Below are 25543 nucleotides of genomic sequence, written 5' to 3'. Positions count from 1 at the left end.
CCGCGCCGGCAACCCCTCTTGCGGGGACGGGGACCCGCGGCGTTCAGCGGCGCTGCCGGGACCGGCCCCGGGGGCGGGGTGCCGGCTCGGTCGGCAGCCCGGCGGAACGCAGCGCCGCGAACGCGCTGCGGGCCCGGCTCTCCTCCAGGTCGTCCGCGGCGAACAGCAGGGTGTCGTACAGCTCGGTCGCCCCCCGGATCGCCGCCCCGAACCGGCCGATGTCGCTCGCGGACCGCATCCGGACCAGTTCGCCGACCAGCTCTGCCGCCGTTTCGGCGTTCAACGCGCCGGCGATCGCGGCAACCTCGTTGATCGGCCGGCCCGCCGCCTGGCGCAGCAGGTGGCGCACATCGCCGGTGCGCCCGGCGGCCCTCAAGTGCTGTGCCAGTTCGGCGAGTTCCTCGGCCGGGGCGGAGGCGCGCTCCCACAGCAGGGTCTGCCCGTCGGCGGACTGGCCGGACTGCTCCAGGGCGGCCAGCAGCGCCGGCAGCGCCGCCGAACTCGCCGACCACAGCGTGTGGAAGAGGTCGGCCGCCTCGTCGATCAGCCCCTCGCGGCGCAGTTCCGCGAGGGTGGCCGCCGCGTGCTCCGGCGCTCCGACGGAGGCCGAACGCGCCAGGTAGGTGGAGGACCCCGCCGGGCCGTTCTTCTGCAGTAGCGCCGCCAGCCGGGTCACGTCCTCCGGAGTGATCATCACGGCCACCTGCCGCACGATGGCCGCGGACTCCTGCGCCGCGCCCTGCTGGTGCAGCCCGCTGATGCGCTGCGCCAGCGCCGTCAGCTCCGCCATGGTCCGCCCCCGCGCCGGACCGGACGGCTGTGCTGCGGTGGCCGCGCCGGACACGCCGCCGGAGTGCGGCTGCGCCGGGGCGGGGCCGCCGCCGTTCGGCCGGCCGCCGGTGTTCGGCTGCGGATCGCCGCCCGATTGTGCGGGGCGGGGCTGTCCTGGCCCGGGGTGTCCTGGATGGGGCTGCCTTGGGTGGGATTGGCCTGGGTGGGATTGGCCCGGTTCGGCCTGTCCGGCGTGGGGCTGTGCAGGGGCGTGCCCTGCCGCGGCCGGGCGGAAGAGGTCGTTGCCCTGGTGGTTGTCGTGCTGAGCGGTCGGGTGATCGCCGTGGTGCGGGGCCGCCGGGCCGGAGGTCCGGTCGGCCGGGGCGGGGCGGGGGTTCCACTGGCCGGCTCCGGCGCGCCGGCCCTGCTCGGCGGCTGCCGGGGCGGTGGGCGGCCGAGTGTCGCGAACGGGTCGGCCGGGTCCGCCCGTCCGGTCCCAGGAGGGCTGTCGCGCTGCCGGTCCACCGGGCGAGTGCGGGCGCTGTGGAGGGATCGGGGGCGTGTCCCAGCTCGTTGTGCGGTCGGCCCGCTCGTTCCCCGCGGGGCCCGCGGCGGGGCGTGCTGCGGAGCGGCCCCTGTGGCGCGGCGGTTCGTTGAACGGACGGTCGGCCAGCAGCCGGTCCTCGGCCGCCAGGAGGCGGTCGCTCAGTTCGAGGCAGCGGGCGCCGAGGCCTTCGCGGAGGTTCTGCGCGTGGGCGAGTTGCCGGAGCAGTTCGGGGTCGGGCTGTCGGGGTGGGTGGCCGGCCCCGGGGGTGCGGTCGGGGTCGTGGAGGGCGCGGAGTTCTTCGCTGAGCCTGCGCTCGCGCTGTGCGGCGAACTGCCGCGCCCTGAGCAGTTCGTCCAACTCTGCTCTGAGTGTCTGGACATCGGCCGGCTCCGGCCCCCGATCGCGCATGGTCATTGCGCCCCGCCCCCGAACTTCTCCACGGGGGGCCACCCGAACGTCCCCCGACACTACGACTGGTGGCCATCCTGGTGCTGTCGTACGGCGGCCACGTTACGGGAGTAAGTCATAACGTTTTCGAGACGGAAATGCGAGTGCCGGTGAGGTGCGGGAGATCGACGGGTCTTGTGGATGCAGTCCAATTCCCGTTCAATTCGCCCTACTTGTGGGGATGCCGAGCATCCGCGAACCGGTCACCACGATCTGATGGGGCGTCACTTAGCAAGTCGGGCGCGGGCTTCCATCAGGGCGAAACCGAGCAGGTTCAGTCCGCGCCACTGGGCCGGGGAGTTCGCCTTCTCGTCGTCCGCGGCCAGTCCGATGCCCCAGATCCGGTCGAGCGGGCTGGCCTCCACCAGGACGCGCGCCCCGGTGAGGAGAAGGTAGTCGCGGAGCCGCTCGTCCTGCTCGAACTTGGCGACGCTGCCGGCCACCACCAGGTCGAAGCGGTGCGCCTCCCACCTGGCCGGGTCGAAGCCCGCGACCAGGCGGCCCAACTTCTTGGCCTCGGCGGGCGTCCGGGCGTCGAGGATGCGCGGGACGATCTCGTGGTCGCCGAACAGCCGGGCCTTGCCGGCCATCATCCAGTGCTCGGCGGTGGGGTAGTCGACCCCGTCGACGGTGAACGGGGACGGCCACCACTGGCTGAGGGCGCCGGGGCCGATCCGACCGTCCCGCTGCGGCTGGTGACCCCAGAAGTGCAGGTACTTCGGGCGGGCACCGGACGCGATCGCGGCGATCAGCTGCTCGCGGGTGCGGGAGTCGCTCGGGAGGAGGGTCGGTTCTGCCGTCATGACGTCATCCTCGCACCGGCCCAGGACGGCGGGCCCGTCATTTTCTGCGGGCCCGGCGTCCGGGGCCGGTGCAGGCCTGAAGGCGCCGCGGCCCCGGCGCCGCGGGGTGCGGCCGTCATCCGACCGAACGCGGCAGCCGGATGCTCAACCAGCAGATGACCAGGGAACCGAACGCCTGGATGCCGAGCACCAGAGCCAGCGCGTTCGCCATTCCCAGCGACGGGACGAGGCCGATGAAGAGGGTGCCGAGCGTGGCCACCCCCAGGGCCAGGCTGGACTGCTGAGTGGTCGCCAGGACGCCGCTGCCGACACCGGCGCGTTCAGCGGGAACCCGCGAGAGCACCACCCGGAACAGGGGCATGCCCACCAGCCCCTGTCCGACGCCCGCGAGGGCGACGCCGGGCAGCATCCGGAGCGGGGAGAAGCCCGCCCAGTCGCCCAACGCGGTGGCCATCAGGGTGAGCAGGCCGGCGCCCTGGACCACCGCACCGCCCGTGATGACCCGGCTGCCGAACCGGCCGACCAGCCGCGGCCCGGCAAGCGAGGCACCGAAGTAGCCGACCGCCATCGGCACCAGCGCCCAGCCCGCGGCGACCGGGCCCCGGTGCAGCCCGTCCTGCAGCAGCAGGGCGATCACGAACATGAAGCCGCCGAACCCGGTGAAGTAGGGGACGGCCACGCCCAGGCCGCGCCGCATCTCCGGGATCCGCAGGAGCGAGAGCGGGACGAGGGGGATTCGCCCTTCACGCTCGGCCCGCCGTTCCACCGCGACGAACGCCGCCGCCAGGACGGGGAAGGCCGCCAGCGAGACCCACGTCCAGAGCGGCCAGTCGACCGCCCGGCCCTCCATCAGGGGGACGAACAGAGCCAGCAGGGTCGCGGTGAGCAGCAGGGTGCCGGGCAGGTCGACCCCGGCCGCCCGCTCGGCCCGGCTCTCCGGAACGTGACGCGCCGCCATGAGCGCCGTGAGCAGCGCGAAGGGGACGTTCAGCAGGAACACGGCGCGCCAGCCGGTGCCGAAGAGGTCCGCCGAGACCAGGAGTCCGCCGAGGACCTGGCCGATCACCACCGAGATGCCGCCGACGGCTCCGTAGATGCCGAGGGCCCGGGCGCGCTGCTGACCGCTGGTGGTGGCGGTGATGGTGGCGAGTACCTGGGGGAGCAGCAGCGCGGCGGAGGCTCCCTGGGCGACCCGGGCGGCGACCAGGGTCCAGGCGGTGGGGGCGGCACCGCAGGCGAGCGAGGTGAGGGTGAAGGCGATGGCCCCGGCGATGAACAGCCGCCGGCGGCCGAAGGCGTCGCCCAGCCGCCCGCCCAGGACGAGCAGGACGGCGAAGGCGATGCCGTAGCCCGCCGCGACGAGCTCCAGGACGGCGGGGCCGGCGACCAGGTCGTGGTCGATGGTCGGCAGCGCGACGTTCACTATGAAGAAGTCAAGCATCGGGAGGAAGGCGCCGAGGAGGACGGTGATCAGGCCGGCGGTACCCAGTACGGGGACTGCGGGCCGGACCGGGGACGGGATCTTCGGAAGCACTGTCTGCTGAGTCACGGGTACTACGATGAGCCTCCTCTCAGCCTGGTACCAGGCGGTGTTTATCCAGGTATAAGGAGTACCTGGCAACAGGATCTGTGGTGGTCCACCCTGGTGGCATGGCTATCTCCACGGACCTTCACGCCCCCGCCGACGAACGGCGCCGCGAACTGGCCACGTTCTTGCGCAGCCGCCGGGAGCGCATCTCGCCCGAGCAGGTCGGCCTTCCCGCCGTGGGGCGCCGCCGCACGCCCGGGTTGCGGCGCGAGGAGGTGGCCGGCCTCGCCGCCGTCGGGGTCACCTGGTACACCTGGCTGGAACAGGGGCGGGACATCCAGGTGTCGGCCCAAGTGCTGGACGCGGTGGCCAGGGCCCTGCTGCTCGACCGCAACGAGCGGTCGCACCTGTTCACGCTGGCCGGTGCCGAGGACCCGACGCCGGTGGCAGAATGCCCCACCGTCTCCGGGTCGATCCGCGCGATGGTCGAGCAGCTCGACCCGTTCCCGGCCGTGGTGATCAGCAGCCGGTTCGACATCCTCGCGTACAACCGGGCGTACACCTGGCTGGCCGGGGAGTTGGACACGATCCCCGAAGAGGATCGCAACATCATGTGGATGATCTTCACTGACACTCCGTTCGCGAGGAACCTGGCGGACCTGGAGGCCGCCAGGGCAGGGGTGGTGGCCCGCTTCCGGACCTCGATGGCCGACCACGCGGCGGAACCCGCGTGGAAGGCGCTGGTCGGCCGGCTGCGCAAGGCCTCCCCGGACTTCGAAGAGGCTTGGCAGCGGCACGAGGTGTCGGGCATGGTCAACGGGTTCAAGCAGTTCGTGCTGGCCGGGACCGGCCTGCTGCGCTTCGAGTACACGAACCTGTGGCTCGGCCCCAGGAGCGGCACCCGGCTGATCGGATACGTGCCCCACGACCAGCAGACCCGGGACAGCCTCCACCGACTGGCCGGCGAAGCCTGACGGTCGCGCCGCCGGGCGGGCGGGGCCGACGATCCGCCCGCGCCCGGCCCGGACCGCCCGAGGGCGACCGAGCAGCACAGCGCGGCCAGCGGAAGCTCCGCGCAGACGGCCATCAGCAGGGCCACGGCGAGCTCGGGCCCGCCGAGCGCCGACGCCACGTCGTACCCGGCGTCGGCCACCAGCAGCACGGAAGCCAGCCCGGCCGCGGCGCGCGGACTGCGCCCCCGCCGCAGCAGCACGGCGGTGGCGGAGAGCGCGGCCGACTCGACCACGTCGAGCACGGCCCAGCCCAACCCGCCGGGCAGCGCGGCCAGCAGCGCCGCCCAGGGCAGCAGGACCATCCCGCAGCCCAGGAGCAGGAGCTCCACCCGCACCGGCCCGACCCGCAGGCCCGAAGCCGCCGACCGGACCGCGCCGAGGCCGCCGGCCGCCGGAGCGAGAGCCGGAACGAAGGCGCTCATGCCGCCCTCCCCGACTCCGGGCACTCCGCGCAACTCGGCTCGCAGCACACCTGCGCCCAGCGGAACTCCCCGGCCGCCGAGGCGAACCAGAACCGGCCCGCCGTCCGCACCGCATCGGCCCGCACCGCCCGGCGGCGCAGCCCGCCCGCGCGGAAGTGCACCGACCGGGGCGGGGCATCCGGTGGCCACCGCCCCCACGCGCAGGAGACCGGCCCTCCGTCCGGTCGTCCGGCCCGGCCGCGCCGCGCGCCGCGCAGCTGGACATCACCGAGCGAGGACTCGACCACCACGTCGAGCAACTCGCCGTACTCGTACACCTCCATCGCCGGGCGGCGGCCGGCCCGCAGGCGCACCGACCAGGGGCCGACCACGGCGAGCAGGCCCAACGTGCCCGGGCCGTCGAGGAGTTCGGGACCGGTCAGCGGAAACTCCGCGGCGGTGCCGCCGCCGGCGACGGGGGTGCTTCGGCCACAACGCATCAGGTTCGTCTTCGTCATGACGTCAAGAATCCTGTGGCGCGAAGATCTTGTCGGTAGCGTGCGGCTCCGTCTTTGGGGTGTAGACAGCTACACCCCAAAGACGGAAGCCCGCGCCATGGAAGCGAAGATCGGCACGCCTCTACGCTGTGCCGCATGCTCGAGTCGAAGATCCGGATGCACCCCGCCGGGGCGGCCCGCCCGACCGCGGTCCGCGCCGCAGTGGTCCGCGTCGCCCTGGAGCGCGCGCCGTGGTCCACGAGCACGCGCCGGGATTCGCTGTTCCTGGCGGCAGGCCTCCCGCTGGGCCTGCCCGCTCTGATCGTCCTCACCTTCCCGGGGAAGACACTGCTGTCCGGGCTGCTCCTGATCCTGGCCCTCCTCGACCTGATGACGACCGCGCAGCGCAGCCGGGTCCGCAGTCTGCGCGGCCTGGAGGTCCCCGGCCGGCTGCCGCCGGACGCCGGCTGGCTGGCCCGCCTCCGCGCCGGGCTGACGTGGCGTCAGGCCCTCCACCACCTCGTGGTGGCACCGCTCCAGACGGTCTGCGCCGCGTTGGTCCTCAGCCTCTGGGGCTCCGCGCTCGTACTGCTCGGCTTCTTCGGCTGGGTCTGGCTGCTCCCGATGGACAACCCGCTGCGCTCCGGCTTCGGCTGGACGACCGACGGCGCGATGATCACCTGCGGCGGCCTGTTGCTGCTCTTCCTCATCCCGTGGCTCGCCGCCCTGCTCGCCGCACTCGACCTCTGGACGGTCCGCGCCCTGCTCGGTCCCAACCGCGCGGAGGTGCTGGAACGCCGCGTCGAACACCTCGCCCAGAGCCGGGTCGACGTGGTGGACGCCGCCGACGCCGAACGCCGTCGCATCGAAAGGGACTTGCACGACGGCGCGCAGCAGCGCCTGGTCTCGCTCGCGATGAACCTCGGCCTCGCCCGGCGCACCCTCAAGGACGTTCCGCCCGAGGCGATGGAGGTCATCGTCGTCGCGCATGAGGAGGCCCAGGCCGCCATCAAGGAGCTCCACGACCTGGTCCGCGGCCTGCACCCCGCCGTCCTGGAGGACCGCGGGCTCGACGCGGCGCTCTCCGGCATCGCCGCGCGCAGCCCCGTCCCCGTGCACCTCGCGGTCGACCTCCCGGGCCGGATAGCCCCCACCGTGGAGGCGGTCGCCTACTTCACGGTCTCCGAGGCGCTGGCCAACGCCGCCAAGCACGCCAAGGCCTCCCGGGTCGACCTCGCCCTGCGCCGGGTCGCCAACCGGCTGCTCATCACCATCACCGACGACGGCATCGGCGGGGCCGACGCCACCCGCGGCACCGGGCTGACCGGCCTGCGCAAGCGGGCCGCCTCGGTGGACGGATCACTTGTCATCACCAGCCCCCGCGGGGGCCCCACCACTATCACCATGGAGCTGCCATGCGAGCTGTGATCGCCGAGGACTCCGTCCTGCTCAGGATCGGCATCGTCAAGGTGCTGGAGAGCGAAGGCTACGAGGTGGCCGCCGCCGTCGAGGACGCCGAGGCGCTGCTCGCCGCCGTGGAGGAGCACCGCCCCCAGATCGTCGTCGCGGACGTCCGGATGCCGCCCGGCTTCACCGACGAAGGCGTCCGCGCCGCCCTGATGATCCGCCAGCAGTGGCCGGACACCGCGGTCGTCCTGCTGTCCCAATATGTCGAGGAACGCTACGCGGCCGACCTGCTGGCCAAGAACACCAGCGGCGTCGGCTACCTGCTCAAGCAGCGGGTCGCCAACGTCGACGAGTTCGTCGAGGCGCTCCAACGGGTCGCCGAGGGCGGCACCGCCCTCGACCCCGAGGTGGTCGCCCAGCTGCTGCTGCGCCGCGACCGGGATCCGCTGCACCGGCTGACGCCCCGCGAGCGGGACGTGTTGGCGCTGATGGCCGAGGGGCGCTCCAACACCGCCATCGCCGAATCCCTGGTGGTCAGCGACAGCGCCGTCTCCAAGCACATCAATTCGATCCTCACCAAGCTCGACCTCCCGCCGGCCGAGGACACCCACCGGCGGGTGCTCGCGGTGCTCCGCTTCCTGGAGATCAGCCAGTGACGCGAGGACCGGACCGGGAGCCCGAGGCCGGCCTGCCCGCCGGGGGCCGCTTCGCCCGCCGGCTGCCCAGCCCGGGCCCGGAACTCCCGGCCGGCGAGCCGCGCGCGGGCGAGCGCCGCGGCTGGCAGGTGATCGGGGCGCTGGGGCTGGCCTGCGTCCTGGTCACGGGGGCGGCAACCTCGGGCGCCGCCCTGGTCCAGCGGGACGTCACCCAGGAGAAGACGTACTTCGAGGCGATCGACCGGCTCGACATCGACTCGGGGCCGGCCCAGGTCACCGTGCGGGCCGGCGGCACCGACCGGGTGGTGGTCGCCGAACGCATCGGCTGGGCCCTGCGCAAGCCCACCGTGAGCCAGCGGATCGACGCGGGCACGCTGTCGATATCCATCGGTTGCCCGGAGGCGCGCCTGCTGTTCGCCTGCACCGTCGCCCTGGACATCCAGGTCCCCGCTGCGACCACGATCAAGTCCCGCAACGGCTCCGGACGGACGGAGATCCTCGACATCTCCGGCAGCACCTCGGCGGAGACCGGCTCCGGGCAGGTCGAACTGTCCCGGGTCAGCGGCGCCGTCTGGGCGAAGGGCGGATCCGGCCAGATCATCGGCACCGGGCTGACGTCGGCGGAGGCCAGACTCTTCTCCTCCTCCGGCCAGGTCACCCTGCAGTACGACCGCCCGCCGACGTCGGTGACGGCCCGGCTGGCCTCCGGCAACTTCGTCCTCCAGGTCCCCGACGACGGGAGCCAGTACCGGATCGACCTCAGCAGTGACGGCGGCCGACAGGAGATCGATCCGGCCCTGCAGGACTCGGCCTCGCCCCGGCTGCTCGACATCGTCACGGCCTCCGGCACCGTCACCCTCGGCCGGCGCGAGCGCCACTGACCGCGCGGCCCGCCGGTCCGGACCCGGCAGGTCGGCGGCGGACGGCCGGGCCCGGCGGATCGCGGCCGCCACCCGGTCATCACCGGTCACCACGCGGCCGACAGCGCGCCCGGTCGGGGGAGCCCGTGGGCGTCCCGACGGGCCGAAGTGGCACGCGCGGGCGGTGAGGGAGAATGGAGAGTCCGGAACTCCCGCCGCTGGGCCCCTACCCGTTTGAGGATCTGCCGCGCATGACCATCACGCCCGACTCCGCCCAGGCAACGCCGGCAGCACCCGAGGCGCCGGAGTTCGCCCCGCTGAACATCGGGCCGATGCAGGTGTGGCCGCCAGTGGTGCTCGCGCCGATGGCCGGCATCACCAACGCCCCGTTCCGCACCCTGTGCCGGGAGCAGAGCGGCGGCCGGGGCCTGTACGTCTCCGAGATGATCACCACCCGGGCGCTGGTCGAGCGCAACGCCAAGACGATGCAGCTGATCAAGTTCGATCCGAGCGAGAAGCCCCGGTCGATCCAGCTGTACGGCGTGGACCCGGAGACCGTCGGCAAGGCGGCGCGGATGATCTCCGAGGAGGGGCTCGCCGACCACATCGACCTCAACTTCGGCTGCCCCGTCCCCAAGGTCACCCGCAAGGGCGGCGGCTCCGCGCTGCCGTACAAGCGCAACCTGCTGCGGGACATCCTGCGCCAGGCGGTCGGCAACGCGGGCGACCTCCCGGTCACCATGAAGATGCGCAAGGGCATCGACGACGACCACCTGACGTACCTCGACGCCGGTCGGATCGGGGCCGAGGAGGGCGTGGCCGCGATCGCCCTGCACGGCCGCACGGCGGCCCAGCACTACGGGGGCACCGCCGACTGGTCGGCCATCGCCCGGCTGCGGGAGTCCGTGCCCGACGGCATCCCGGTGCTCGGCAACGGCGACATCTGGTCCGCCGACGACGCGGTGCGGATGATGCGCGAGACCGGCTGCGACGGGGTGGTGGTCGGCCGCGGCTGCCTCGGCCGGCCGTGGCTGTTCAAGGACCTGGTGTCGATCTTCGAGGGCGACGTCGACTACGCCCGCCCGACCTTCGGTTACGTGGCCCGCGCCATGGTCCGGCACGCCCAGCTGCTCGGGGAGTGGCTCGGCGACGAGGCCCGCGGCGTCATCGACTTCCGCAAGCACGTGGCCTGGTACACCAAGGGCTTCTCGGTCGGTTCCGAGCTGCGGGTGAAGCTCGCCAATTCCAGCTCGCTCGACGAACTCGCCGAAACCCTCGCGCTGGTCGACCAGGAGCAGAGCTGGCCGCTCGGCGCCGACGGCCCGCGCGGTCGAACCAGCGGCAACAACCGGGTGGTCCTGCCCGAAGGCTGGTTGGACGATCCGTACGAGTGCGCCCGGCTCAGCGAAGATGCCGAATCGGACACCTCTGGCGGATGATCTGTACGACTCGGCGAAAATGGTTCCGATCGAAGCCTGGCCGAACCGTCCCAGCCGACTTGTCCAAGATGGACAGCAGGGTGCCTCAAAGGCGAAATTCCGCCACGCAGAGCGGTGATCCAGTCAACAGAAAGCGACGGTTGGCGTAGAGTTCCTCGGCTCGACAGTTGAGATGCGCTCGTGACGCTGGCCACATATCGTGGCAAGTGACGACCAGTCAGCAGACTTCGCCAAGGTGTACAAGTCCGGATCGCTTCCCGAACGGGCTCCGGGGCGGATCGCCGCGGCTGGTTGCAGGAAATCAAGCCGGGGAACCGCGGTGAGGCCTGTGTCGTCACTGTGTGTCCGGTTCGAGTGAGCTTCGCGTGGCGATGTGTTCACTTCTTGAAGCATCGCAAACGTCATCCGGACGATTTCAGCAACGCAGGCAAACGCCCAATCGGGCATTCGATCTGCTGGTCAATCGCCCGGTTAGCGGCTCGTACGAGCTATTCGCTCCCCTAAACAGCCTTCGAAATGGGTATGTTCTCCGGCGTCAGGGCAACCGTGTGCGAGGAGAACGACCCGTGGCGGCGCAGCAGAAGTTTGTTTACTCCTTCACCGAAGGAAACAAGGACCTGAAGGATCTTCTCGGCGGGAAGGGTGCGAACCTCGCCGAGATGACCAACCTGGGCCTCCCCGTCCCTCCGGGGTTCACCATCACCACCGACGCCTGCAAGGTGTTCCTGGAGACCGGCACCGAGCCGGCCTCGCTGAACGAGGAGATCACCGGCCACCTGGCCGCCCTCGAGGCCCAGATGGGTAAGCAGCTCGGCCAGGCGGACAACCCGCTGCTGGTCTCGGTGCGGTCCGGTGCCAAGTTCTCCATGCCGGGCATGATGGACACCGTCCTGAACATCGGCCTCTCCGACGCCTCGGTGACCGGGCTCGCCGCCCAGTCCGGCAACGAGCGCTTCGCCTGGGACTCGTACCGCCGCCTGGTCCAGATGTTCGGCAAGACCGTGCTGGGCGTCGACGGCGAGCTGTTCGAAGAGGCGCTGGACGAGGCCAAGCACGCCAAGGGCACCGCCAACGACCTGGACCTCACCGCCGAGGACCTCAAGGCGCTGGTCGAGACCTTCAAGGCGATCGTGCTCCGGGAGACCGGCCGCGAGTTCCCGCAGGAGCCGCGCGAGCAGCTCGACCTGGCCATCCACGCGGTCTTCCACTCCTGGAACGGCGACCGGGCCCGCCTGTACCGTCGCCAGGAGCGCATCCCGAACGACCTGGGCACCGCCGTCAACGTCTGCACCATGGTCTTCGGCAACCTCGGCGAGGACTCCGGCACCGGTGTCGCCTTCACCCGCGACCCCTCCACCGGCACCCAGGGCGTGTACGGCGACTACCTGCAGAACGCGCAGGGCGAGGACGTGGTGGCGGGCATCCGCAACACCCTCCAGCTGGCCGACCTCGAGCAGCTCGACAAGAAGTCGTACGACGAGCTGATGTCCATCATGGAGACCCTGGAGAACCACTACCGGGACCTGTGCGACATCGAGTTCACCATCGAGCGCGGCAAGCTGTGGATGCTGCAGACCCGGGTCGGCAAGCGCACCGCCGCCGCCGCGTTCCGGATCGCCGTCCAGCTGGTCGACCAGGGCCTGATCGACCTGGACGAGGCGCTGCACCGGGTCACCGGCAACCAGCTCGCCCAGCTGATGTTCCCGCGCTTCGCCCCCACCTCCGAGACCCGTCCGGTCGCCTACGGCATCGCGGCCTCGCCCGGCGCCGCGGTCGGCAAGGTGGTCTTCGACTCGTACACCGCGGTCAAGTGGTCGCGCTCCGGCGAGAAGGTCATCCTGGTCCGCCGCGAGACCAACCCGGACGACCTCGAAGGCATGATCGCCGCCGAGGGCATCCTCACCTCGCGCGGCGGCAAGACCTCGCACGCGGCCGTGGTCGCCCGCGGCATGGGCAAGACCTGTGTCTGCGGCGCCGAGGAGCTGGAGGTGGACACCAAGAACCGGAAGTTCACCACCACCGACGGCCAGGTCGTCCACGAGGGCGACGTGGTGTCCATCGACGGCGCCAACGGCAAGGTGTACCTGGGCGAGGTCCCGGTGCTGCCGTCCCCGGTGGTCGAGTACTTCGAGGGCACCCTGCACGCCGGCGCCGACGTCCAGGGCGGGCTGGTCCAGGCCGTGCACCGGCTGATGTCCCACGCCGACGGCCGCCGCCGCCTCGCGGTGCGCGCCAACGCCGACAACGCCGAGGACGCGAACCGCGCCCGCCGGTACGGCGCCCAGGGCATCGGCCTGTGCCGCACCGAGCACATGTTCCTCGGCGAGGAGCGCCGCAAGGAGGTCGAGCACCTGATCCTGGCGGACAACGACAAGGACCGCGAAGCCGCGCTGTCCGCGCTGCTGCCGCGGCAGAAGGGCGACTTCCTGGAGCTCTTCCAGTCGATGGACGGCCTCCCCGTCACGGTCCGCCTGCTCGACCCGCCGCTGCACGAGTTCCTGCCCGACATCACCGAACTGTCGGTGCGGGTCGCCCTCGCCGAGGCCCGCAAGGACCCGAACGAGAACGACCTGCGCCTGCTGCAGGCGGTCCACCGCCTGCACGAGGCCAACCCGATGCTGGGCCTGCGCGGCGTCCGCCTCGGCCTGGTCATCCCCGGCCTGTTCGGCATGCAGGTCCGGGCGATCGCCGAGGCCGCCGCCGAGCGCAAGCTGGCCGGCGGCGACCCGCGCCCCGAGGTGATGATCCCGCTGGTCGGCACCGTCCAGGAGCTGGAGCTGGTCCGCGACGAGTGCGAGCGGGTGCTCGCCGAGGTCGCCTCCTCCACCGGCGTCAACCTCGACATCAAGCTCGGCACCATGATCGAGCTGCCGCGCGCCGCCGTGACGGCCGGTCAGATCGCCGAGGCCGCCGACTTCTTCTCCTTCGGCACCAACGACCTGACCCAGACCGTGTGGGGCTTCTCCCGCGACGACGTCGAGGCCTCCTTCTTCACCGCGTACCTGGAGAAGGGCATCTTCGGGGTCAGCCCGTTCGAGACCATCGACCGCGACGGCGTCGGCTCGCTGGTCCGCAGCGCCGCGAAGGCCGGCCGGGCCACCCGCCCCGACCTCAAGCTCGGCGTCTGTGGCGAGCACGGCGGCGACCCCGACTCGGTCCACTTCTTCCACGAGGTGGGGCTGGACTACGTATCCTGCTCTCCCTTCCGGATTCCGGTGGCGCGCCTGGAGGCAGGCCGCGCCGCCATCGAGACGGCGGGAAGCGACTCGCGCTGACACGAAGCAGCGCGGATCACTGACCGCACCCCTCCGCAGGGGAGGGGCGTACGGCGGAGCTCGGCGCAGGAGAGCCGCCGTACGAAGCAGCCGGGGCGGGAACGGACAATGGCGTCCGTCCCCGCCCCGGCGGCGTTTTTCTGTCGTGCCCGGAGTGCTCCAGCGACCCGGCGCGGCGCGCGATCGGCGGCGACGGCCGCTGCGCCGTCCCCACTCGCACGCGCGGTCGGCGGCGGCCCTTGTGCCGTCCCCGCTCGGCACGCGCGGAGCCTCCGCCGTTCGGGTGAGCGTGTCGGGCAAGCTTAGGCCCATGAGCAGCCGCAATCGCCTGATCAGCCTCGCCGTCCTGGTACTCGTCGGCATCGTCGCCGCAGTGGCCGCCCTGCTGGACGGCGGAGGAGGCTCCGGCAGCCCCGCCGCCGCGAAGTCCCCGTCCGCACCCGCCGCCGCGGCGACCCGCAGCGGTACCGCGACCGCCCCCAAGCCCTCCGCCCCGGCGAAGACGCCCTCCGGCGGGGCCACCTGGGTGCCGACCTCCACCGCGCTGGCCGACGTGTGCCGGAGCAAGCTGCCCCCGCAGGCCATCGACACCCTCAACCTGATCGCCAAGGGCGGCCCCTACCCGTACCGCTCGGACGGCATCGTCTTCGAGAACCGGGAGAGCCGCCTGCCGCGCGAGAGCAACGGCTACTACCACGAGTTCACCGTGGTCACCCCGGGTTCGGACGACCGCGGCACCCGCCGGGTCGTCACCGGCAACGGCGGCGAGCAGTACTGGACGGCCGACCACTACGCCTCCTTCCAGGAGATCGATCCGCGCTGCTGAGAGCGTCGCTGACGGTCCGTCGGAAAATTACTTTCCATCGCGGAAAGTATGTGCCAGAGTGGCAGCACTTGATCCGGCAGCGGGCCGGATCCGACGGCACGCCGCCCGGGGGATTCGATGGCCGACGACAAGCAGTTCACCAACGGAGAGACCGACGGGCTCCCGCCCGGAGCCCTCGCACCCGCCGAGGCGCTGGCCATCGCCGGCCGTGCCGAGGCCGCCGCGCGGCGGCCACTGCCACTGCCCTGGTGGTACGGGCCCGGCGTGGGGCTCTCGATCGCCGCGTACGGGGCGGCCATAGGGCAGTCCTTCGAGCATCAGGCGCAGTGGCTGATACTGCTGTGCCCGCTCGGCCTGGTGCTGGTGCAGGCCGCGATAGTGCGGGCGACCACGCACGCCCGGGGCGTCGCCAGACTCGCCGAGCGCGGGCTCCCGCCGCACACCCTGCAGGCGTTCGGCGCCGTCGTCCTGGTGGCGGCGCTGTCCGGCCTCGCCGCCTGGCTGGCCACCGGAGACCAGACCTGGATAGGGGCCTCCGCCGGCGCGGGCGGCGGCGTCGCACTCTGGGGCGGCATCGTCCTGCTCAACCGTCACCTCAAGGAGCAGAGCATGAGCAGCGCACAGTGAACGGGCTCGAACCAGCCCTCCACCAGCCCACCAGGCTCACCGTCCTGGCCTTCCTCAGCGGGTGCCAGGAAGCGGAGTTCTCCGTGGTCCGCGACTACTGCCAGGTCTCGGACTCGGTGCTCAGCAAGACCGCGGCGAGCCTGGAGACGCTCGGCTACCTGCGGGCCCGCAAGGGCTATGTGGGCAAGCGTCCGCGCACCTGGCTCTCCGCGACCCGGCAGGGCCGGGCCGCACTCGCCGCCCATCTCTCAGCACTCCAGCAGTTGGCCGCCGCCGCGGAGGCCGCCGCCGCAGAGACCGCCGGCTCGGAGACGGACGGAGGCGGCGGCTCCGAGAGCGACCGGGCCGAGGGCTGAGGCGGATGCAGGCCCCGGGTGGGCCCAGGCCTGGCGAAGTGTCAGAAGGATCACACACCGGGACGGGAGGTGGCGCCAATCCTCATGAGGCCCACGCTCCTTGACAACTCGACAGAGCGTCGAAGTCCACGGCCGCGAACCGTCCGGGGCGGGAGCGCGGAGGCCGACCCCACACGCTCCCGCCCCGGACGGGTCGGCGCCACCGGAGCGGCAGCCGAACGGGCGCTCAGGCGGCCGGGAGCAGCGAACTGCCGATCACAGGCTCGCCGACCAGGGAGCCGCCGTGTCTAAGGCACTCCTGGTTGAGCGGCGCCGGGTCCGGCGCACTGGGCGAGGTCGCGGCGGCGATCCGCAGCTCGATGATGTCGCGGACGGCCGGCCACTCCTCGTCCAGGATCGAGTAGAACGCGGTGGACCTGACCACCCCGTCCAGGCCGCGGGAGTGCGCCCGGCGGATCCCCTCGGAGGTCGCGCCCAGCCGCTCGATGGCGACCCGGGAGCGGGCGTTGCGGGCATCGGCCCGCAGCGAGATCCGCTGCACGCCCCAGACCTCGAAGGCGTGCCGCAGCATCAGCAGCTTCGCCTCGGTGTTGATGCCGGTGCCCTGCGCGCGCGGCGACAGCCAGGTGTTCCCGATCTCCGCCGCATCGGGCACCGCTTCGAGCGGATCGCCGTAGGGGATCCCCGGCACGGGCGGCCAGACCAGCGGCCCCTGCCAGTAGTCGAGTTCGAGGAACCGCGTCGAGCCCACGACCCGGTTGTCCGCCGTGCTCACGGTGGCGAACGGCATCGACCGGCCCGCTGCCTGATCGGCGAGGGCGCGCGCGATGTACTCCCGGGCGGCTTCCAGGCCGTGCGGGACAGGGGTGAAGGCGTAGGTCGTACGGTCCTCGGCGCCGGCCTCGGCCAGGGCCGCGGCGTGGTGCTCGGCGAGGGGCTCCAGCCGCACGGTGCGGCCGTAGAGGGTGACGGGTACGGGCACGGATCCTTCGGTCCTTCGGCTGTCGTCGGGGCCCGCGTGCCGGGTTCGCGGCGTGCGGGCAGTGGTCGTTCGCCCCGGCCCCGGACGACGGCCGCCCGGGCGCGCTACGCCAGAGGCTCGGGCGTGCGACGGGTCGGCAGCCCGGAGGCGGGCAGCGCGGTGCCGGTACGGACACGGGTCGACGGACCGATCCGGCGGGATGAGCGACGGGACAGTGTGCGTCCGCGAGATGGCCGAGAGAGAAACGAGATCACGAAGCGAAGCAGGCGGCCAGGTGAAGGCAAGGTGCGCAATGGATGGCTGGCCGCGCAACGGACCGGGGCGTGGCCCACGACGTGACAGACGGCGTGGCGCGACGACGCGACGATGCGAGGCAGCGAGAGGACGATACCCGCCAGAAGGCGGTGCGTCACTTCGCGGCGCGCCAACGGGGGCGCGCAGGTCCTTTCGGCACGCCGAGACGCCCCGTCATCCTACTGCCCGCCCGCCGCGCCACCGCCACGACCAGCGACTTTGGCAGGAGGTGAGAGGATTCGAGAGACGGGGTGAAGACTCGTGCGTGGGCGGGAATTCCGGCGAGCCGTCGCACGCTGGACAGATCAGATCCGAAAGCATTCCGAGACGACGAGACGGAACGGGGTTGGGTGGGCAGTGCGTGATCCCAAGGAGCTGTACGAGCTGGAACCGCAGGGCGTGACCGCCCTGGCGGCGGCCCGCGCCGCTGCCGAGGCCGGGGCCGGCCTGGTGCTGCTGTACCACTTCGAGGGCTTCATGGACGCCGGCGAGGCGGGCGGCCAGGTCGTGGCGCACCTGCTGGAACACGGGTCGCCGCAGGTGGTCGCCAGGTTCGACCACGACCGGCTGGTCGACTACCGGGCCCGCCGCCCAGCAATGACCTTCGACCGGGAGAGCTGGACGGACTACGACCCGCCGGAGATCCTCCTCCAGTTGGTGCGCGACTCGGTCGGCGCTCCGTTCCTGGTGCTCACCGGCCCCGAGCCGGACACCGAGTGGGAGCTGTTCGCCGCCGCCGTCCGTGATCTGGTCGAGCGCTTCGAGATCCGGTTGGCCGTCTCCTTCCACGGCATCCCGATGGGCGTGCCGCACACCCGGCCGGTCAGCCTCACCCCGCACGGCAACCGGGTCGACCTGGCGGCCGGCCACCCCAAGTGGTTCGACCAGGCGCAGGTCCCGGGCAGCGCACAGGCGTTGGTCGAGTACCGGCTCGCCGAGGCCGGCCACGACGTGCTGGGTTTCGCGGCGCACGTCCCCCACTACATCGCCCGCTCCCCGTACCCCGCCGCCGCGGTGGTGATCCTGGAGGCCGCCCAGTCCGCGACCGGCCTGGTCATGCCCGGCAGCGAACTGCGGGCCCGCGTCAACGAGGTCTACGCCGAGATCGAGGACCAGCTCTCCCAGGGCGACGGCGAACTGCGCACGGCGATCCAGGGCATGGAGAGCCAGTACGACGCGGTCTCCGGCGCGGCCGACCGCGAGAGCCTGCTCGCCGAGACGGCCGACCTGCCCTCCGCCGACGAGTTGGGTCGCCGCTTCGAGGAGTTCCTCGCCGAGCACGAGCGCGGCGCGGAGTAGGTGCGCCGCCGCCTGCTGGCCGCCGCTGCCGCGGTGCTGATCGGCACCGCGGCATGCAGCGCCGCCGAGACCTCCCGGACGCCGGGCCCCGAGGGCCCGGCGTCGTCGAGCCGCTCCGCGACGCCCGTCACCGGGGCCTACGTGGCGGCCGGGGACTCCTTCACCTCCGGCGTGCAGATCCCGCCCCAGGGCGGCTCCCCCCAGGGCTGCGGCCGATCCGGCGTCAACTACCCCTCCCTGGTGGCCCGGCAACTCGGCCTGAAGGACTTCACCGACGTCAGCTGCAGCGGGGCCCGGACGACGGAGCTGACGACGGCGCAGCAGACCGGCAACGGGGTCAACCCGCCTCAGCTGGACGCGCTCGGCCCGGAGACCGGCCTGGTGACGCTCGGCATCGGCGGGAACGACCTCGGGTTCATGGACGTACTGGGCCGCTGCGCGGTGGAGAACGTCCGCCACACCCTGACCGGCGGCAGCAGCGACGCGCCCTGCCGCAGCTACTACACCGACGGTGCCGGGCGCGGTGAGATCGGACGGCGGCTGCAGGCCGCCGACGAGCGGCTCGCCGCCGCCCTCGCCGAGGCCAAACGGCGGGCACCGCAGGCCCGGGTCCTCCTGGTCGGCTACCCGGCGCTGCTGCCGCAGGACCCGGCCCGGTGCGCCCAGACCCTGGGCAACGGGATAGCGGCGGGCGACGTCGAGTTCGTCGGCGCCCAGGAACAGCAGTTGAACGCCATGCTCCGCAGACGGGCCGAGGCCGCCGGTGTGGGCTTCGTCGACACCTACACCCCGTCCCTCGGCCACGACCTGTGCGAGCCGCAGGACACCCGCTGGATCGAACCGCTCAGCGCTGCGGCCGGGCTGGCGCCGATACATCCGAACGCGCTGGGCGAGCAGGGCATGGCCGGTGCCGTCCTGGCGGCCCTGGGGCAAGCGCACTGACTCTGCCGCCCGGCCTCCACGGGCACTGATCCTGCCGCCCGGCCGCACGAGCGCCGATCCCGGCCGCCCAACCTCGGCGGGGGCCGGGCGGCAGGGATCGGGGCTGTGCCGACCGGATCTGGCGACCTGTCACCCCTGCCGGACCCGTCAGACCGGTCGGACGGAATGGACGGCGATCCGGACGCCGTCGTCGTCCAGGCACACGCCGGTGGCCAGGTCGAAGCGCTGCTTGAGCAGCGGGGAGGCGACGTACACCCGGCCGTCCGCGGTGGAGCCGAGCAGGCCGCGGGAGAGCACGTACGCGCCGGTGAACGGGTCGCGGTTGTCGGTGGCGTAGAGGCGGTCGTTCGCGTCGCGGAACACGGCGACCTGCCGGCCGTCGGGCAGCAGGGCGGCGACGCCGCGGCCGGGGGCCAGCAGGTCCCAGTCGCAGACCGGCGACCAGCCGGCGGGGGTGAGCAGTTCGACTCGGGCGGCCGAGGCGGTGACGGTCATCGGACTTCCTCCAGCGGGCGGGCGGACAGGGACGCGGCGAGGCCGGGCCGCAACGGCACCTCGCCGGACAGCAGCACCAGGTCGGGCTTCACCTGGTCGCGTTCGGGCACGAACCGGATGCTCGGGTCGGGCACGCCGGGGGCGTTGACGAAGGAGACGAACCGGCGCAGCCGGTCGGGATCGGCGAGGGTCGCCGCCCACTCGTCCTGGTAGCCGTCGATGTGACGGGCCATCAGCGACTCCAGTTCGGCGGCGAGGCCGAGGGAGTCGTCGACCACCACCCGGCGGACGTGTTCCAGGCCGCCGTCGATCCGCTCCAGCCACCCGGAGGTGCGCTCCAGGCGGTCAGCGGTGCGGATGTAGAACATCAGGAAGCGGTCGATCAGGCGGAGCAGGTGTTCGTCGTCCAGATCCTGGGCGAGCAGGTCGGCGTGCCGGGGCGTGGCGCCGCCGTTGCCGCCGACGTAGAGGTTCCAGCCGGTCGCGGTGGCGATCACCCCGAAGTCCTTGCCCCGGGCCTCCGCGCACTCCCGGGCGCAGCCGGAGACGGCGGCCTTCAACTTGTGCGGCGAGCGCAGGCCCCGGTAGCGCAGTTCGAGCCGGATCGCCATGGCCGCCGAGTCCTGCACGCCGTACCGGCACCAGGTCGAGCCGACGCAGGACTTCACGGTGCGCAGGGACTTCCCGTACGCGTGGCCCGATTCGAAGCCCGCGTCGACCAGTCGGCGCCAGATGTGCGGCAGTTGGTCCACGCCCGCGCCGAGCAGGTCGATCCGCTGACCGCCGGTGATCTTGGTGTAGAGGCCGAACTCCTTGGCCACCTCGCCGATCACGATGAGTTTCTCCGGGGTGATCTCACCGCCGGGGATCCGCGGCACCACCGAGTAGGAGCCGTTCCGCTGGAGGTTCGCCAGGAAGTGGTCGTTGGTGTCCTGCAGGGCGGCCTGCTCGCCGTCCAGGATGTGCCCGGAGACGCCCAGTTCGGGTGCCAGCGAGGCGATGATCGAGGCGACCGTCGGCTTGCAGACCTCGCAGCCCTCGGCCCCCTCGGGTGCCCGGCCGTGCTCGGCGAGCAGCTGACGGTGGGTGGAGATCCTGCGGACCAGGACGATCTCGTACAGCTCGGCCCTGGTGTGGGCGAAGCACGGGCACAGGCCGCGGTCGATCTCGGCGCCGCTCGCCGCCAGTTCGTCTCCGACGATCGTGCCCAGCAGCTTCACGCAGGAGCCGCAGTTGGTGCCGGCCCGGGTGCAGGACTTCACCTGGGCGACGGTGCTGCAGCCGTGGTCGGCGACGGCGGCCCGGACGGCGCCCTTGGTGACGTTGTTGCAGCTGCACACCACCGCGTCGTCGGGCAGCGCGGAACCGCCCAGCCGGACGGCGGAGTCCGCGCCGGCCGGGAGCACCAGCGACTCGGCGGGGACGGGCAGCGGACGGCCGGTGCCCGCCAGCGGGCGCAGCGTCGCGTAGGCCGAGGCGTCGCCGACCAGGATGCCGCCGAGCAGCGCACCCTCGCCGGAGACCACCAGCTTCTTGTAGACGCCGGCGCGGGCGTCGGAGTAGACCACGTCGAGCGCGCCGGGCGTGCTGCCGAAGGCGTCGCCGAAGCTGGCGACGTCCACGCCGAGCAGCTTCAGCTTGGTGGACAGGTCCGCGCCGGTGAACGGCTCTGCGGCCTGCCCGGCGAGCCGCCGGGCCACCGAGACCGCCATCTCGTAGCCGGGGGCGACCAGGCCGTACACCCGGCCGTCGGCCGCGAGGGCGCACTCGCCGATCGCGTAGACGTGCGGGTCGGACGTGCGGCAGTGCGCGTCGACGGCGATGCCGCCGCGCTCACCGACGGTCAGGCCGGCATCCCGTGCCAGCTGGTCGCGGGGGCGGACCCCGGCGGAGAACACCACCAGGTCCGCGGCCAGTTCCGAGCCGTCGGTGAAGGACATGCCGGAGGCCCGCCCGGCCGAGACGGTGACCGCACTGGTGCCGACGCCGGTGTGGACCACCACGCCCAACTGCTCGACGGACCGCCGCAGCGCGGCGCCGCCGGCCGGGTCGACCTGAACGGGCATCAGGCGCGGGGCGAACTCCACCACGTGGGTCTCCAGCCCGAGTCCCCGCAGTGCCCCGGCCGCCTCCAGTCCGAGCAGGCCGCCGCCGACCACCGCACCCACCCGGGCCCCGGCGGCGTAGGACTCGATCGCCTGCAGGTCCTCGATGGTGCGGTAGACGAAGCAGCCCTCCGCGTCCCGGCCGTCCACCGGGGGCACGAACGGGGCGGATCCGGTGGCCAGCACCAGGGTGTCGTAGCGGAAGACGTCCCCGGCGGCGGTGGTGACGGTCCGGGCCGCCGGGTCGAGAGCGACGGCAGGAGAGGAGAGGTGCACCCGGAAGCCGTGCCGGTCGGCGAACCCGGGGTCGGCGAGCAGCAGGTCCTCGGGGGTCCGGCCGGAGAAGTACGAGGTCAGGGCGACCCGGTCGTAGGCGGGCCGGGCCTCCTCGGCGAGCACCACGACGTGGTGGCGGTCGGCGGCCCCGGTCTCGGCCAGGGCTTCCAGGAAGCGGTGGCCGACCATGCCGTAACCGACCAGCAGCAGGGTGGGCTTGGTGGTGGTCATCGGGAAGTCCCTCCAGGATCGTGCCCCGGTGCCGCCGGAGCGCCGACCGGTGGGACCACTCCTCGGCACCCCGGTCGCTGTCGTGACACCGAGCCTCGCCCGGGGGTGTTTCCCGGCCCGTGCGGCACGGTTTCGCCGCCGGAACTTCGGTCTCAGCGGTGGGCGGCGGCAGGTGTGAGAGCGGCGACGCGATGCGGCGGGTCCTATAGCAGGTGACGGGCTCCGGCGCGGGCAGGATCGCGGATCCCGCAGGAGATTCCCGAAGAACTGGGTACGACGGGGTGGGGGAGTGCGTACCCTGCACGCAGAGGAGCGGATTCGAAGATCGGCTCCGAGTCCGGCCGGGGAGCTGGCATGGCAGCTGACGTGCGGGTGAGGGGACGTGCCGCCCACTCCGCGGTGCTGCGCGAGCTGCACCGGCTCTGGGAAGCGGCCCGTACGACCGGGGACCGGACGATCACCCAGAAGCGCCTGGCCCGACTGGGCGGCATCGGCCCGTCCACTCTCAACGGCTGGCTGACCGGCCGCTCCGTTCCCCGGGAGACCGACCGACTCGCCGTCGTGGCGGGGGAGTTGGCCCGTGCCGCCGGTCGGCCGGTGCGCCGGGCCCGGTACTGGGCCGCCCTGCTGGAGGCCGACCGGGCCCGCCAGAGCGGGAGCGTGGCGGTGTCGCGCAGGTCCGGCCGGTTCGTCGCAGCGAACGCCGTCGCTGCCCCGAGCGGCGGCGGTCGGCCCGCCGGATGCCGGCGTGCGTCCGCCAAGACCGCCGGGCCGGCCGGGGCGCGGCTGCTCAACCGCCATCGCTCGGTGCCGGCCGCCGCCTCGCAGTCCCTGACGGGCTGTGAGCGCGAGATCCCCGCCGCGAGTCGGGCGACCGAGGCGGGTTCGTGCCGTCGGACGGCGAGCCCGGGTCAGGACGCTCCTCCGGCGGGCAGCCGGACACCGGGCGGCCCGACCACGGTCGACGACTGCGCGGAGGTCGCCGAACCGGGTGCAGCGACAGCCGAGGTGCACCTCCCCGAGGGGAGCCGCGCCGTCGAGACCGTCGGCCGGTACGCCCGGGAGGGGCAGTTGCTCGTCGGTGCTGACGGTGTCGACCAGGCCCGCCACGGGGCTGAGCGGGCCGACCGGCTGGCGGGTGGCGGACGGTTCGGGGTACCGGCCGAGAGTGGCGAGGTCCGGGTGGCGGTCGGGGGAACGGGCCAGGCGATCGTCCGGTGGGGAAGCGCGTGGGAACAGGGGGTCACCACGGTGCGCAAGGCAGTGGAAGTACGGAAAGCGGCAGGCCGGATCGACGAGGCGGTGGCCTGCCGGGAGCAACGGGGAGCTGCCGGCGACGAGTTGGCCTGGCAGGAGGCCGCGGCGCCGTTCGCCCGGCAAGGCCGGTGCGGAGAGCCCCAGTTCGCCTACCTCGGCGATCCGCACGCACTGCGCGAGCGCGCCGAACAGTGCGAGCGGGACCGCGACCTGGCGGGCGCGCTGCACTGGTACCGCAAGGCGGCCGGAGCCGGCAGCGAGGCGGCCCTGTTCCAGGCCGCGGACATGCTGGAGCGGAACGGCGACCGCGTCCGGGCGGTGCACTGGTACGAGCTGGCCGCCCGGCGCGGCGACGTCTACGCGATGCGTGAACTCGGTCGTCTGCTGGGCGAACTCGGCCGGACCAGGGAGTCCGCCGCCTGGTACCGGGTCGCCGTCCGCGCGGGCGGCCGACCCGAACGGTCGGAGTCCGTGGGCACGGTGGAGCAGTACGACCGACAGTCGGCGGCCACCCAGCCGACCACCGGGGCGACCGGGGGCGCCCGACCGGCCGACCCGCCGGCCGGGACGGTCGTGCCCCGGTCCGCCGGGCGGCCGGGCCCTGCGGGCGCCGCACCGGGCCTTGCGGATTCCGCGCTGCTGCCCGCCGCGGTGGAACTGCTGAAGGACGGTGGCCGGTACTTCGAGGCGGACCTGCTGCTGCGCTCGGCGGACCGCCCGGAGCAGGACCGGCTGCGGGAGGCGTCCCGGATGCTGTGCGGCTCGGTGGCCTCCGACGGGGCCGTCGAGTGGGTGCAGCGGTTCGCCGACACCGGGGACCGGCAGGCCGTACGGGAGGCGGCCGAGATGCTCGAGAACCGCGGCCGGATCGAGGAGGCGCTCGACTGGTACGCGCGGGCCGCCGCCGACGGCGACCGGGACGCCTTGGTCGCGGCCGCCCGGATGCTGGCCGACCGCCACCAGGTGCAGCGCGCCCTGGACTGGTACCGGCGGGCCACCGATGCGGGCGTTCAGACCGCCGAGCACGAGGCGCTGATCTTCCGTCAGCAGGTGGACGCGGCCGAGGAGCGGGCCGTACGGCGGCGCCGCGAGCGGGAGCAGCGGACGCTGTCGGCCGCACCGGCGGTGCCCGTCCCGCCGGAGGCCGGGGGCGCGACGGCCGGACCCTCCGGACCCACGCCCGTCCCCGTCCCCGTCTCCGCGCCCGTCCCCGTCCCCGTGCCCGGGCCCGCGTCTGCCCCGTCACCAGGCCCCGTCCGCGGCCCGCACTGACCCGCCAACCCAGCCCGGAGACCGCCCGGAGACCGCCCTCACCCCGGCCGATCTCTGGCCGGCCGTCAGGCCACGTGCCCGCACTCACCCGTGTGAGGCCTGGGAAACCGGCCGTGACCGGCGGGCAACGGGGGTGAAACAGGCGTCCGGCAGGGTGGCGGAATGACGACCCCCTCGTTTCCCGGCCGTCCCGCTCCGCTGCGGGTGCTGCACGCGGCCCGCCGTCCGGCCCTGGTGCTCGTGGCGCACGGGTCGCGCGATCCGGCGGCGGCCGTCGAACTCGGACGGCTGCACGCCAGGTTGCGCGGGGAGCGGCCGGAGCTGGACATTCGGCTCGGGCATCTCGGGCTGAACGAGCCGCTGCTGCCGCAGGTGCTGGACGGGCTGAGCGGCCGGGCGGTGCTGGTGCCGCTGCTGCTCAGCCGTGGCTACCACAGCAGGACGGACATCCCGCGGACGCTGTCCGCCGCCCCGCACCTGGCGGGGGAGTGCGCCCCGCCGCTGGGGCCGGACCCGCTGCTCACCGGTGTGTTGGCCGACCGGCTGGCCGAAGCCGGATGGCGGGGGGAGCCGGTGGTGCTCGCCGCGTCGGGCTCCCGGGTCCCGGACGCCGCCGAGGACGTGGGAGTGCAGGCCGCGCTGCTGTCCGCGCGGCTCGGTGTCGACGTCCGGGTGGGGTTCGTGTCGGCCGGCGGTCCGAGCGTGGCTGCCCGGGTGGCCGAGCTCTCGGCGGAGGGGTACGGGCGGGTCGCGGTCGCCTCGTACTTCACCGCCCCGGGTGACTTCGCCCGCCTGGCGGCCGCGGCGGGCGGTGCCCTGACGTCGGCCCCGCTCGGGGACCACCCGCTGCTGGCACGGCTGGTGCTGGAGCGGTACCGGTCCGGTGTCCCCAGCGCCCTGCGCCCGACCGGTTGAGCGGACACCTGGGAGTTGAGGG

At 73.2% G+C, this 25543-nt stretch carries 20 protein-coding genes; 13 read left to right on the top strand and 7 right to left on the bottom strand.

Translation table 11 applies throughout. From position 1 onward, the window contains the following. Window positions 1-43: 43 nt before the first annotated feature. From ACFV1L_RS28045 to ACFV1L_RS28035, 3 genes are all read right to left on the bottom strand, one after another. The gene (locus ACFV1L_RS28045; protein ID WP_380370810.1) at window positions 44-790 is read right to left on the bottom strand and encodes a hypothetical protein; all 747 of its coding nucleotides are present in this window, start codon (window positions 788-790) and stop codon (window positions 44-46) included. A gap of 1199 nt (window positions 791-1989) precedes the next feature. Continuing rightward, window positions 1990-2568, bottom strand: a complete 579-nt coding sequence (locus tag ACFV1L_RS28040) for an NADAR family protein (protein WP_380370808.1) — start codon at window positions 2566-2568, stop codon at window positions 1990-1992. Window positions 2569-2683: 115 nt separating this feature from the next. Next, a complete protein-coding gene (locus ACFV1L_RS28035) occupies window positions 2684-4117 on the bottom strand; it encodes an MFS transporter (protein WP_380370807.1) in 1434 nt (477 codons plus the stop codon). A gap of 101 nt (window positions 4118-4218) precedes the next feature. Here ACFV1L_RS28035 and ACFV1L_RS28030 point away from each other — a divergent pair, with 101 nt between their 5' ends. Then, a complete protein-coding gene (locus tag ACFV1L_RS28030) occupies window positions 4219-5070 on the top strand; it encodes a helix-turn-helix transcriptional regulator (RefSeq protein ID WP_380370806.1) in 852 nt (283 codons plus the stop codon). Window positions 5071-5527: 457 nt separating this feature from the next. Here ACFV1L_RS28030 and ACFV1L_RS28025 read toward each other — a convergent pair whose 3' ends face one another. Further along, complete coding sequence (locus tag ACFV1L_RS28025) at window positions 5528-6028, bottom strand: hypothetical protein (protein WP_380370804.1); 501 nt, start codon at window positions 6026-6028, stop codon at window positions 5528-5530. A 135-nt stretch (window positions 6029-6163) separates the two neighbouring features. On the opposite strand from ACFV1L_RS28025, the gene ACFV1L_RS28020 reads away from it, so the two are divergent. The 8 genes from ACFV1L_RS28020 (at window position 6164) to ACFV1L_RS27985 (ending at window position 15453) form a co-directional block, all read left to right on the top strand. Continuing rightward, on the top strand, window positions 6164-7435 hold the full coding sequence (locus ACFV1L_RS28020; protein ID WP_380370801.1) for a histidine kinase: 1272 nt from the start codon (window positions 6164-6166) through the stop codon (window positions 7433-7435). Further along, window positions 7423-8070 carry a response regulator transcription factor gene (locus ACFV1L_RS28015; RefSeq protein ID WP_035862645.1) on the top strand — a complete coding sequence of 216 codons (648 nt, stop codon included), beginning with the start codon at window positions 7423-7425 and terminating at the stop codon, window positions 8068-8070. Before ACFV1L_RS28020 ends, ACFV1L_RS28015 begins: the two co-directional genes overlap by 13 nt. Beyond that, the gene (locus tag ACFV1L_RS28010) at window positions 8067-8951 is read left to right on the top strand and encodes a hypothetical protein (protein ID WP_380370798.1); all 885 of its coding nucleotides are present in this window, start codon (window positions 8067-8069) and stop codon (window positions 8949-8951) included. The genes ACFV1L_RS28015 and ACFV1L_RS28010 overlap by 4 nt, the downstream gene beginning before the upstream one ends. A gap of 311 nt (window positions 8952-9262) precedes the next feature. Further along, the gene (gene dusB, locus ACFV1L_RS28005; protein ID WP_380370813.1) at window positions 9263-10369 is read left to right on the top strand and encodes a tRNA dihydrouridine synthase DusB; all 1107 of its coding nucleotides are present in this window, start codon (window positions 9263-9265) and stop codon (window positions 10367-10369) included. 566 nt (window positions 10370-10935) lie between these two features. Then, a complete protein-coding gene (ppdK, locus tag ACFV1L_RS28000; protein WP_380370796.1) occupies window positions 10936-13644 on the top strand; it encodes a pyruvate, phosphate dikinase in 2709 nt (902 codons plus the stop codon). A gap of 310 nt (window positions 13645-13954) precedes the next feature. Beyond that, window positions 13955-14470, top strand: a complete 516-nt coding sequence (locus tag ACFV1L_RS27995; protein ID WP_380370794.1) for a ribonuclease — start codon at window positions 13955-13957, stop codon at window positions 14468-14470. 117 nt (window positions 14471-14587) lie between these two features. After that, window positions 14588-15097 (top strand): hypothetical protein, encoded by a 510-nt coding sequence (locus ACFV1L_RS27990; protein ID WP_380370791.1) that lies wholly within the window; start codon window positions 14588-14590, stop codon window positions 15095-15097. Next, window positions 15094-15453 carry a transcriptional regulator gene (locus ACFV1L_RS27985; protein WP_380370789.1) on the top strand — a complete coding sequence of 120 codons (360 nt, stop codon included), beginning with the start codon at window positions 15094-15096 and terminating at the stop codon, window positions 15451-15453. The genes ACFV1L_RS27990 and ACFV1L_RS27985 overlap by 4 nt, the downstream gene beginning before the upstream one ends. A gap of 226 nt (window positions 15454-15679) precedes the next feature. Here the strand turns inward: ACFV1L_RS27985 and ACFV1L_RS27980 are convergent, their stop codons facing one another. After that, the gene (locus ACFV1L_RS27980) at window positions 15680-16435 is read right to left on the bottom strand and encodes a GNAT family N-acetyltransferase (RefSeq protein ID WP_380370788.1); all 756 of its coding nucleotides are present in this window, start codon (window positions 16433-16435) and stop codon (window positions 15680-15682) included. Window positions 16436-17086: 651 nt separating this feature from the next. Here ACFV1L_RS27980 and ACFV1L_RS27975 point away from each other — a divergent pair. Next, window positions 17087-18028, top strand: a complete 942-nt coding sequence (locus ACFV1L_RS27975; RefSeq protein ID WP_380370786.1) for a PAC2 family protein — start codon at window positions 17087-17089, stop codon at window positions 18026-18028. Then, window positions 18029-18970, top strand: coding sequence for an SGNH/GDSL hydrolase family protein (locus tag ACFV1L_RS27970; protein ID WP_380370783.1), 942 nt, complete (start codon window positions 18029-18031; stop codon window positions 18968-18970). 147 nt (window positions 18971-19117) lie between these two features. Here ACFV1L_RS27970 and nirD read toward each other — a convergent pair whose 3' ends face one another. Both nirD and nirB read right to left on the bottom strand, forming a co-directional pair. Further along, window positions 19118-19465, bottom strand: coding sequence for a nitrite reductase small subunit NirD (gene nirD / locus ACFV1L_RS27965; protein ID WP_380370780.1), 348 nt, complete (start codon window positions 19463-19465; stop codon window positions 19118-19120). Then, a complete protein-coding gene (nirB, locus tag ACFV1L_RS27960) occupies window positions 19462-22077 on the bottom strand; it encodes a nitrite reductase large subunit NirB (protein WP_380370778.1) in 2616 nt (871 codons plus the stop codon). The genes nirD and nirB overlap by 4 nt, the downstream gene beginning before the upstream one ends. A gap of 354 nt (window positions 22078-22431) precedes the next feature. Between nirB and ACFV1L_RS27955 the strand changes: the two genes are divergently transcribed. Both ACFV1L_RS27955 and ACFV1L_RS27950 read left to right on the top strand, forming a co-directional pair. Continuing rightward, window positions 22432-24606: a hypothetical protein gene (locus ACFV1L_RS27955; protein ID WP_380370775.1), complete on the top strand. Its 2175-nt coding sequence runs from the start codon at window positions 22432-22434 to the stop codon at window positions 24604-24606. A 162-nt stretch (window positions 24607-24768) separates the two neighbouring features. Beyond that, complete coding sequence (locus ACFV1L_RS27950; RefSeq protein ID WP_380370772.1) at window positions 24769-25521, top strand: sirohydrochlorin chelatase; 753 nt, start codon at window positions 24769-24771, stop codon at window positions 25519-25521. Window positions 25522-25543: the final 22 nt, after the last annotated feature.

Source organism: Kitasatospora sp. NPDC059646 (genome assembly GCF_042734615.1).
Taxonomy (GTDB): Bacteria; Actinomycetota; Actinomycetes; order Streptomycetales; family Streptomycetaceae; genus Kitasatospora.
This window is presented reverse-complemented; position numbering and strand designations above follow the sequence as displayed.

What these genes read in the sequence shown, in the direction of transcription:
- ACFV1L_RS28045 (WP_380370810.1), bottom strand. Translation starts at nt 790, where the DNA reads ATGGCGGAGCTGACGGCGCTGGCGCAGCGCATCAGCGGGCTGCACCAG.
- ACFV1L_RS28040 (WP_380370808.1), bottom strand. Translation starts at nt 2,568, where the DNA reads ATGACGGCAGAACCGACCCTCCTCCCGAGCGACTCCCGCACCCGCGAG.
- ACFV1L_RS28030 (WP_380370806.1), top strand. Translation starts at nt 4,219, where the DNA reads ATGGCTATCTCCACGGACCTTCACGCCCCCGCCGACGAACGGCGCCGC.
- ACFV1L_RS28025 (WP_380370804.1), bottom strand. Translation starts at nt 6,028, where the DNA reads ATGACGAAGACGAACCTGATGCGTTGTGGCCGAAGCACCCCCGTCGCC.
- ACFV1L_RS28020 (WP_380370801.1), top strand. Translation starts at nt 6,164, where the DNA reads ATGCTCGAGTCGAAGATCCGGATGCACCCCGCCGGGGCGGCCCGCCCG.
- ACFV1L_RS28015 (WP_035862645.1), top strand. Translation starts at nt 7,423, where the DNA reads ATGCGAGCTGTGATCGCCGAGGACTCCGTCCTGCTCAGGATCGGCATC.
- dusB (WP_380370813.1), top strand. Translation starts at nt 9,263, where the DNA reads ATGCAGGTGTGGCCGCCAGTGGTGCTCGCGCCGATGGCCGGCATCACC.
- ACFV1L_RS27995 (WP_380370794.1), top strand. Translation starts at nt 13,955, where the DNA reads ATGAGCAGCCGCAATCGCCTGATCAGCCTCGCCGTCCTGGTACTCGTC.
- ACFV1L_RS27990 (WP_380370791.1), top strand. Translation starts at nt 14,588, where the DNA reads ATGGCCGACGACAAGCAGTTCACCAACGGAGAGACCGACGGGCTCCCG.
- nirD (WP_380370780.1), bottom strand. Translation starts at nt 19,465, where the DNA reads ATGACCGTCACCGCCTCGGCCGCCCGAGTCGAACTGCTCACCCCCGCC.
- nirB (WP_380370778.1), bottom strand. Translation starts at nt 22,077, where the DNA reads ATGACCACCACCAAGCCCACCCTGCTGCTGGTCGGTTACGGCATGGTC.
- ACFV1L_RS27955 (WP_380370775.1), top strand. Translation starts at nt 22,432, where the DNA reads ATGGCAGCTGACGTGCGGGTGAGGGGACGTGCCGCCCACTCCGCGGTG.
- ACFV1L_RS27950 (WP_380370772.1), top strand. Translation starts at nt 24,769, where the DNA reads ATGACGACCCCCTCGTTTCCCGGCCGTCCCGCTCCGCTGCGGGTGCTG.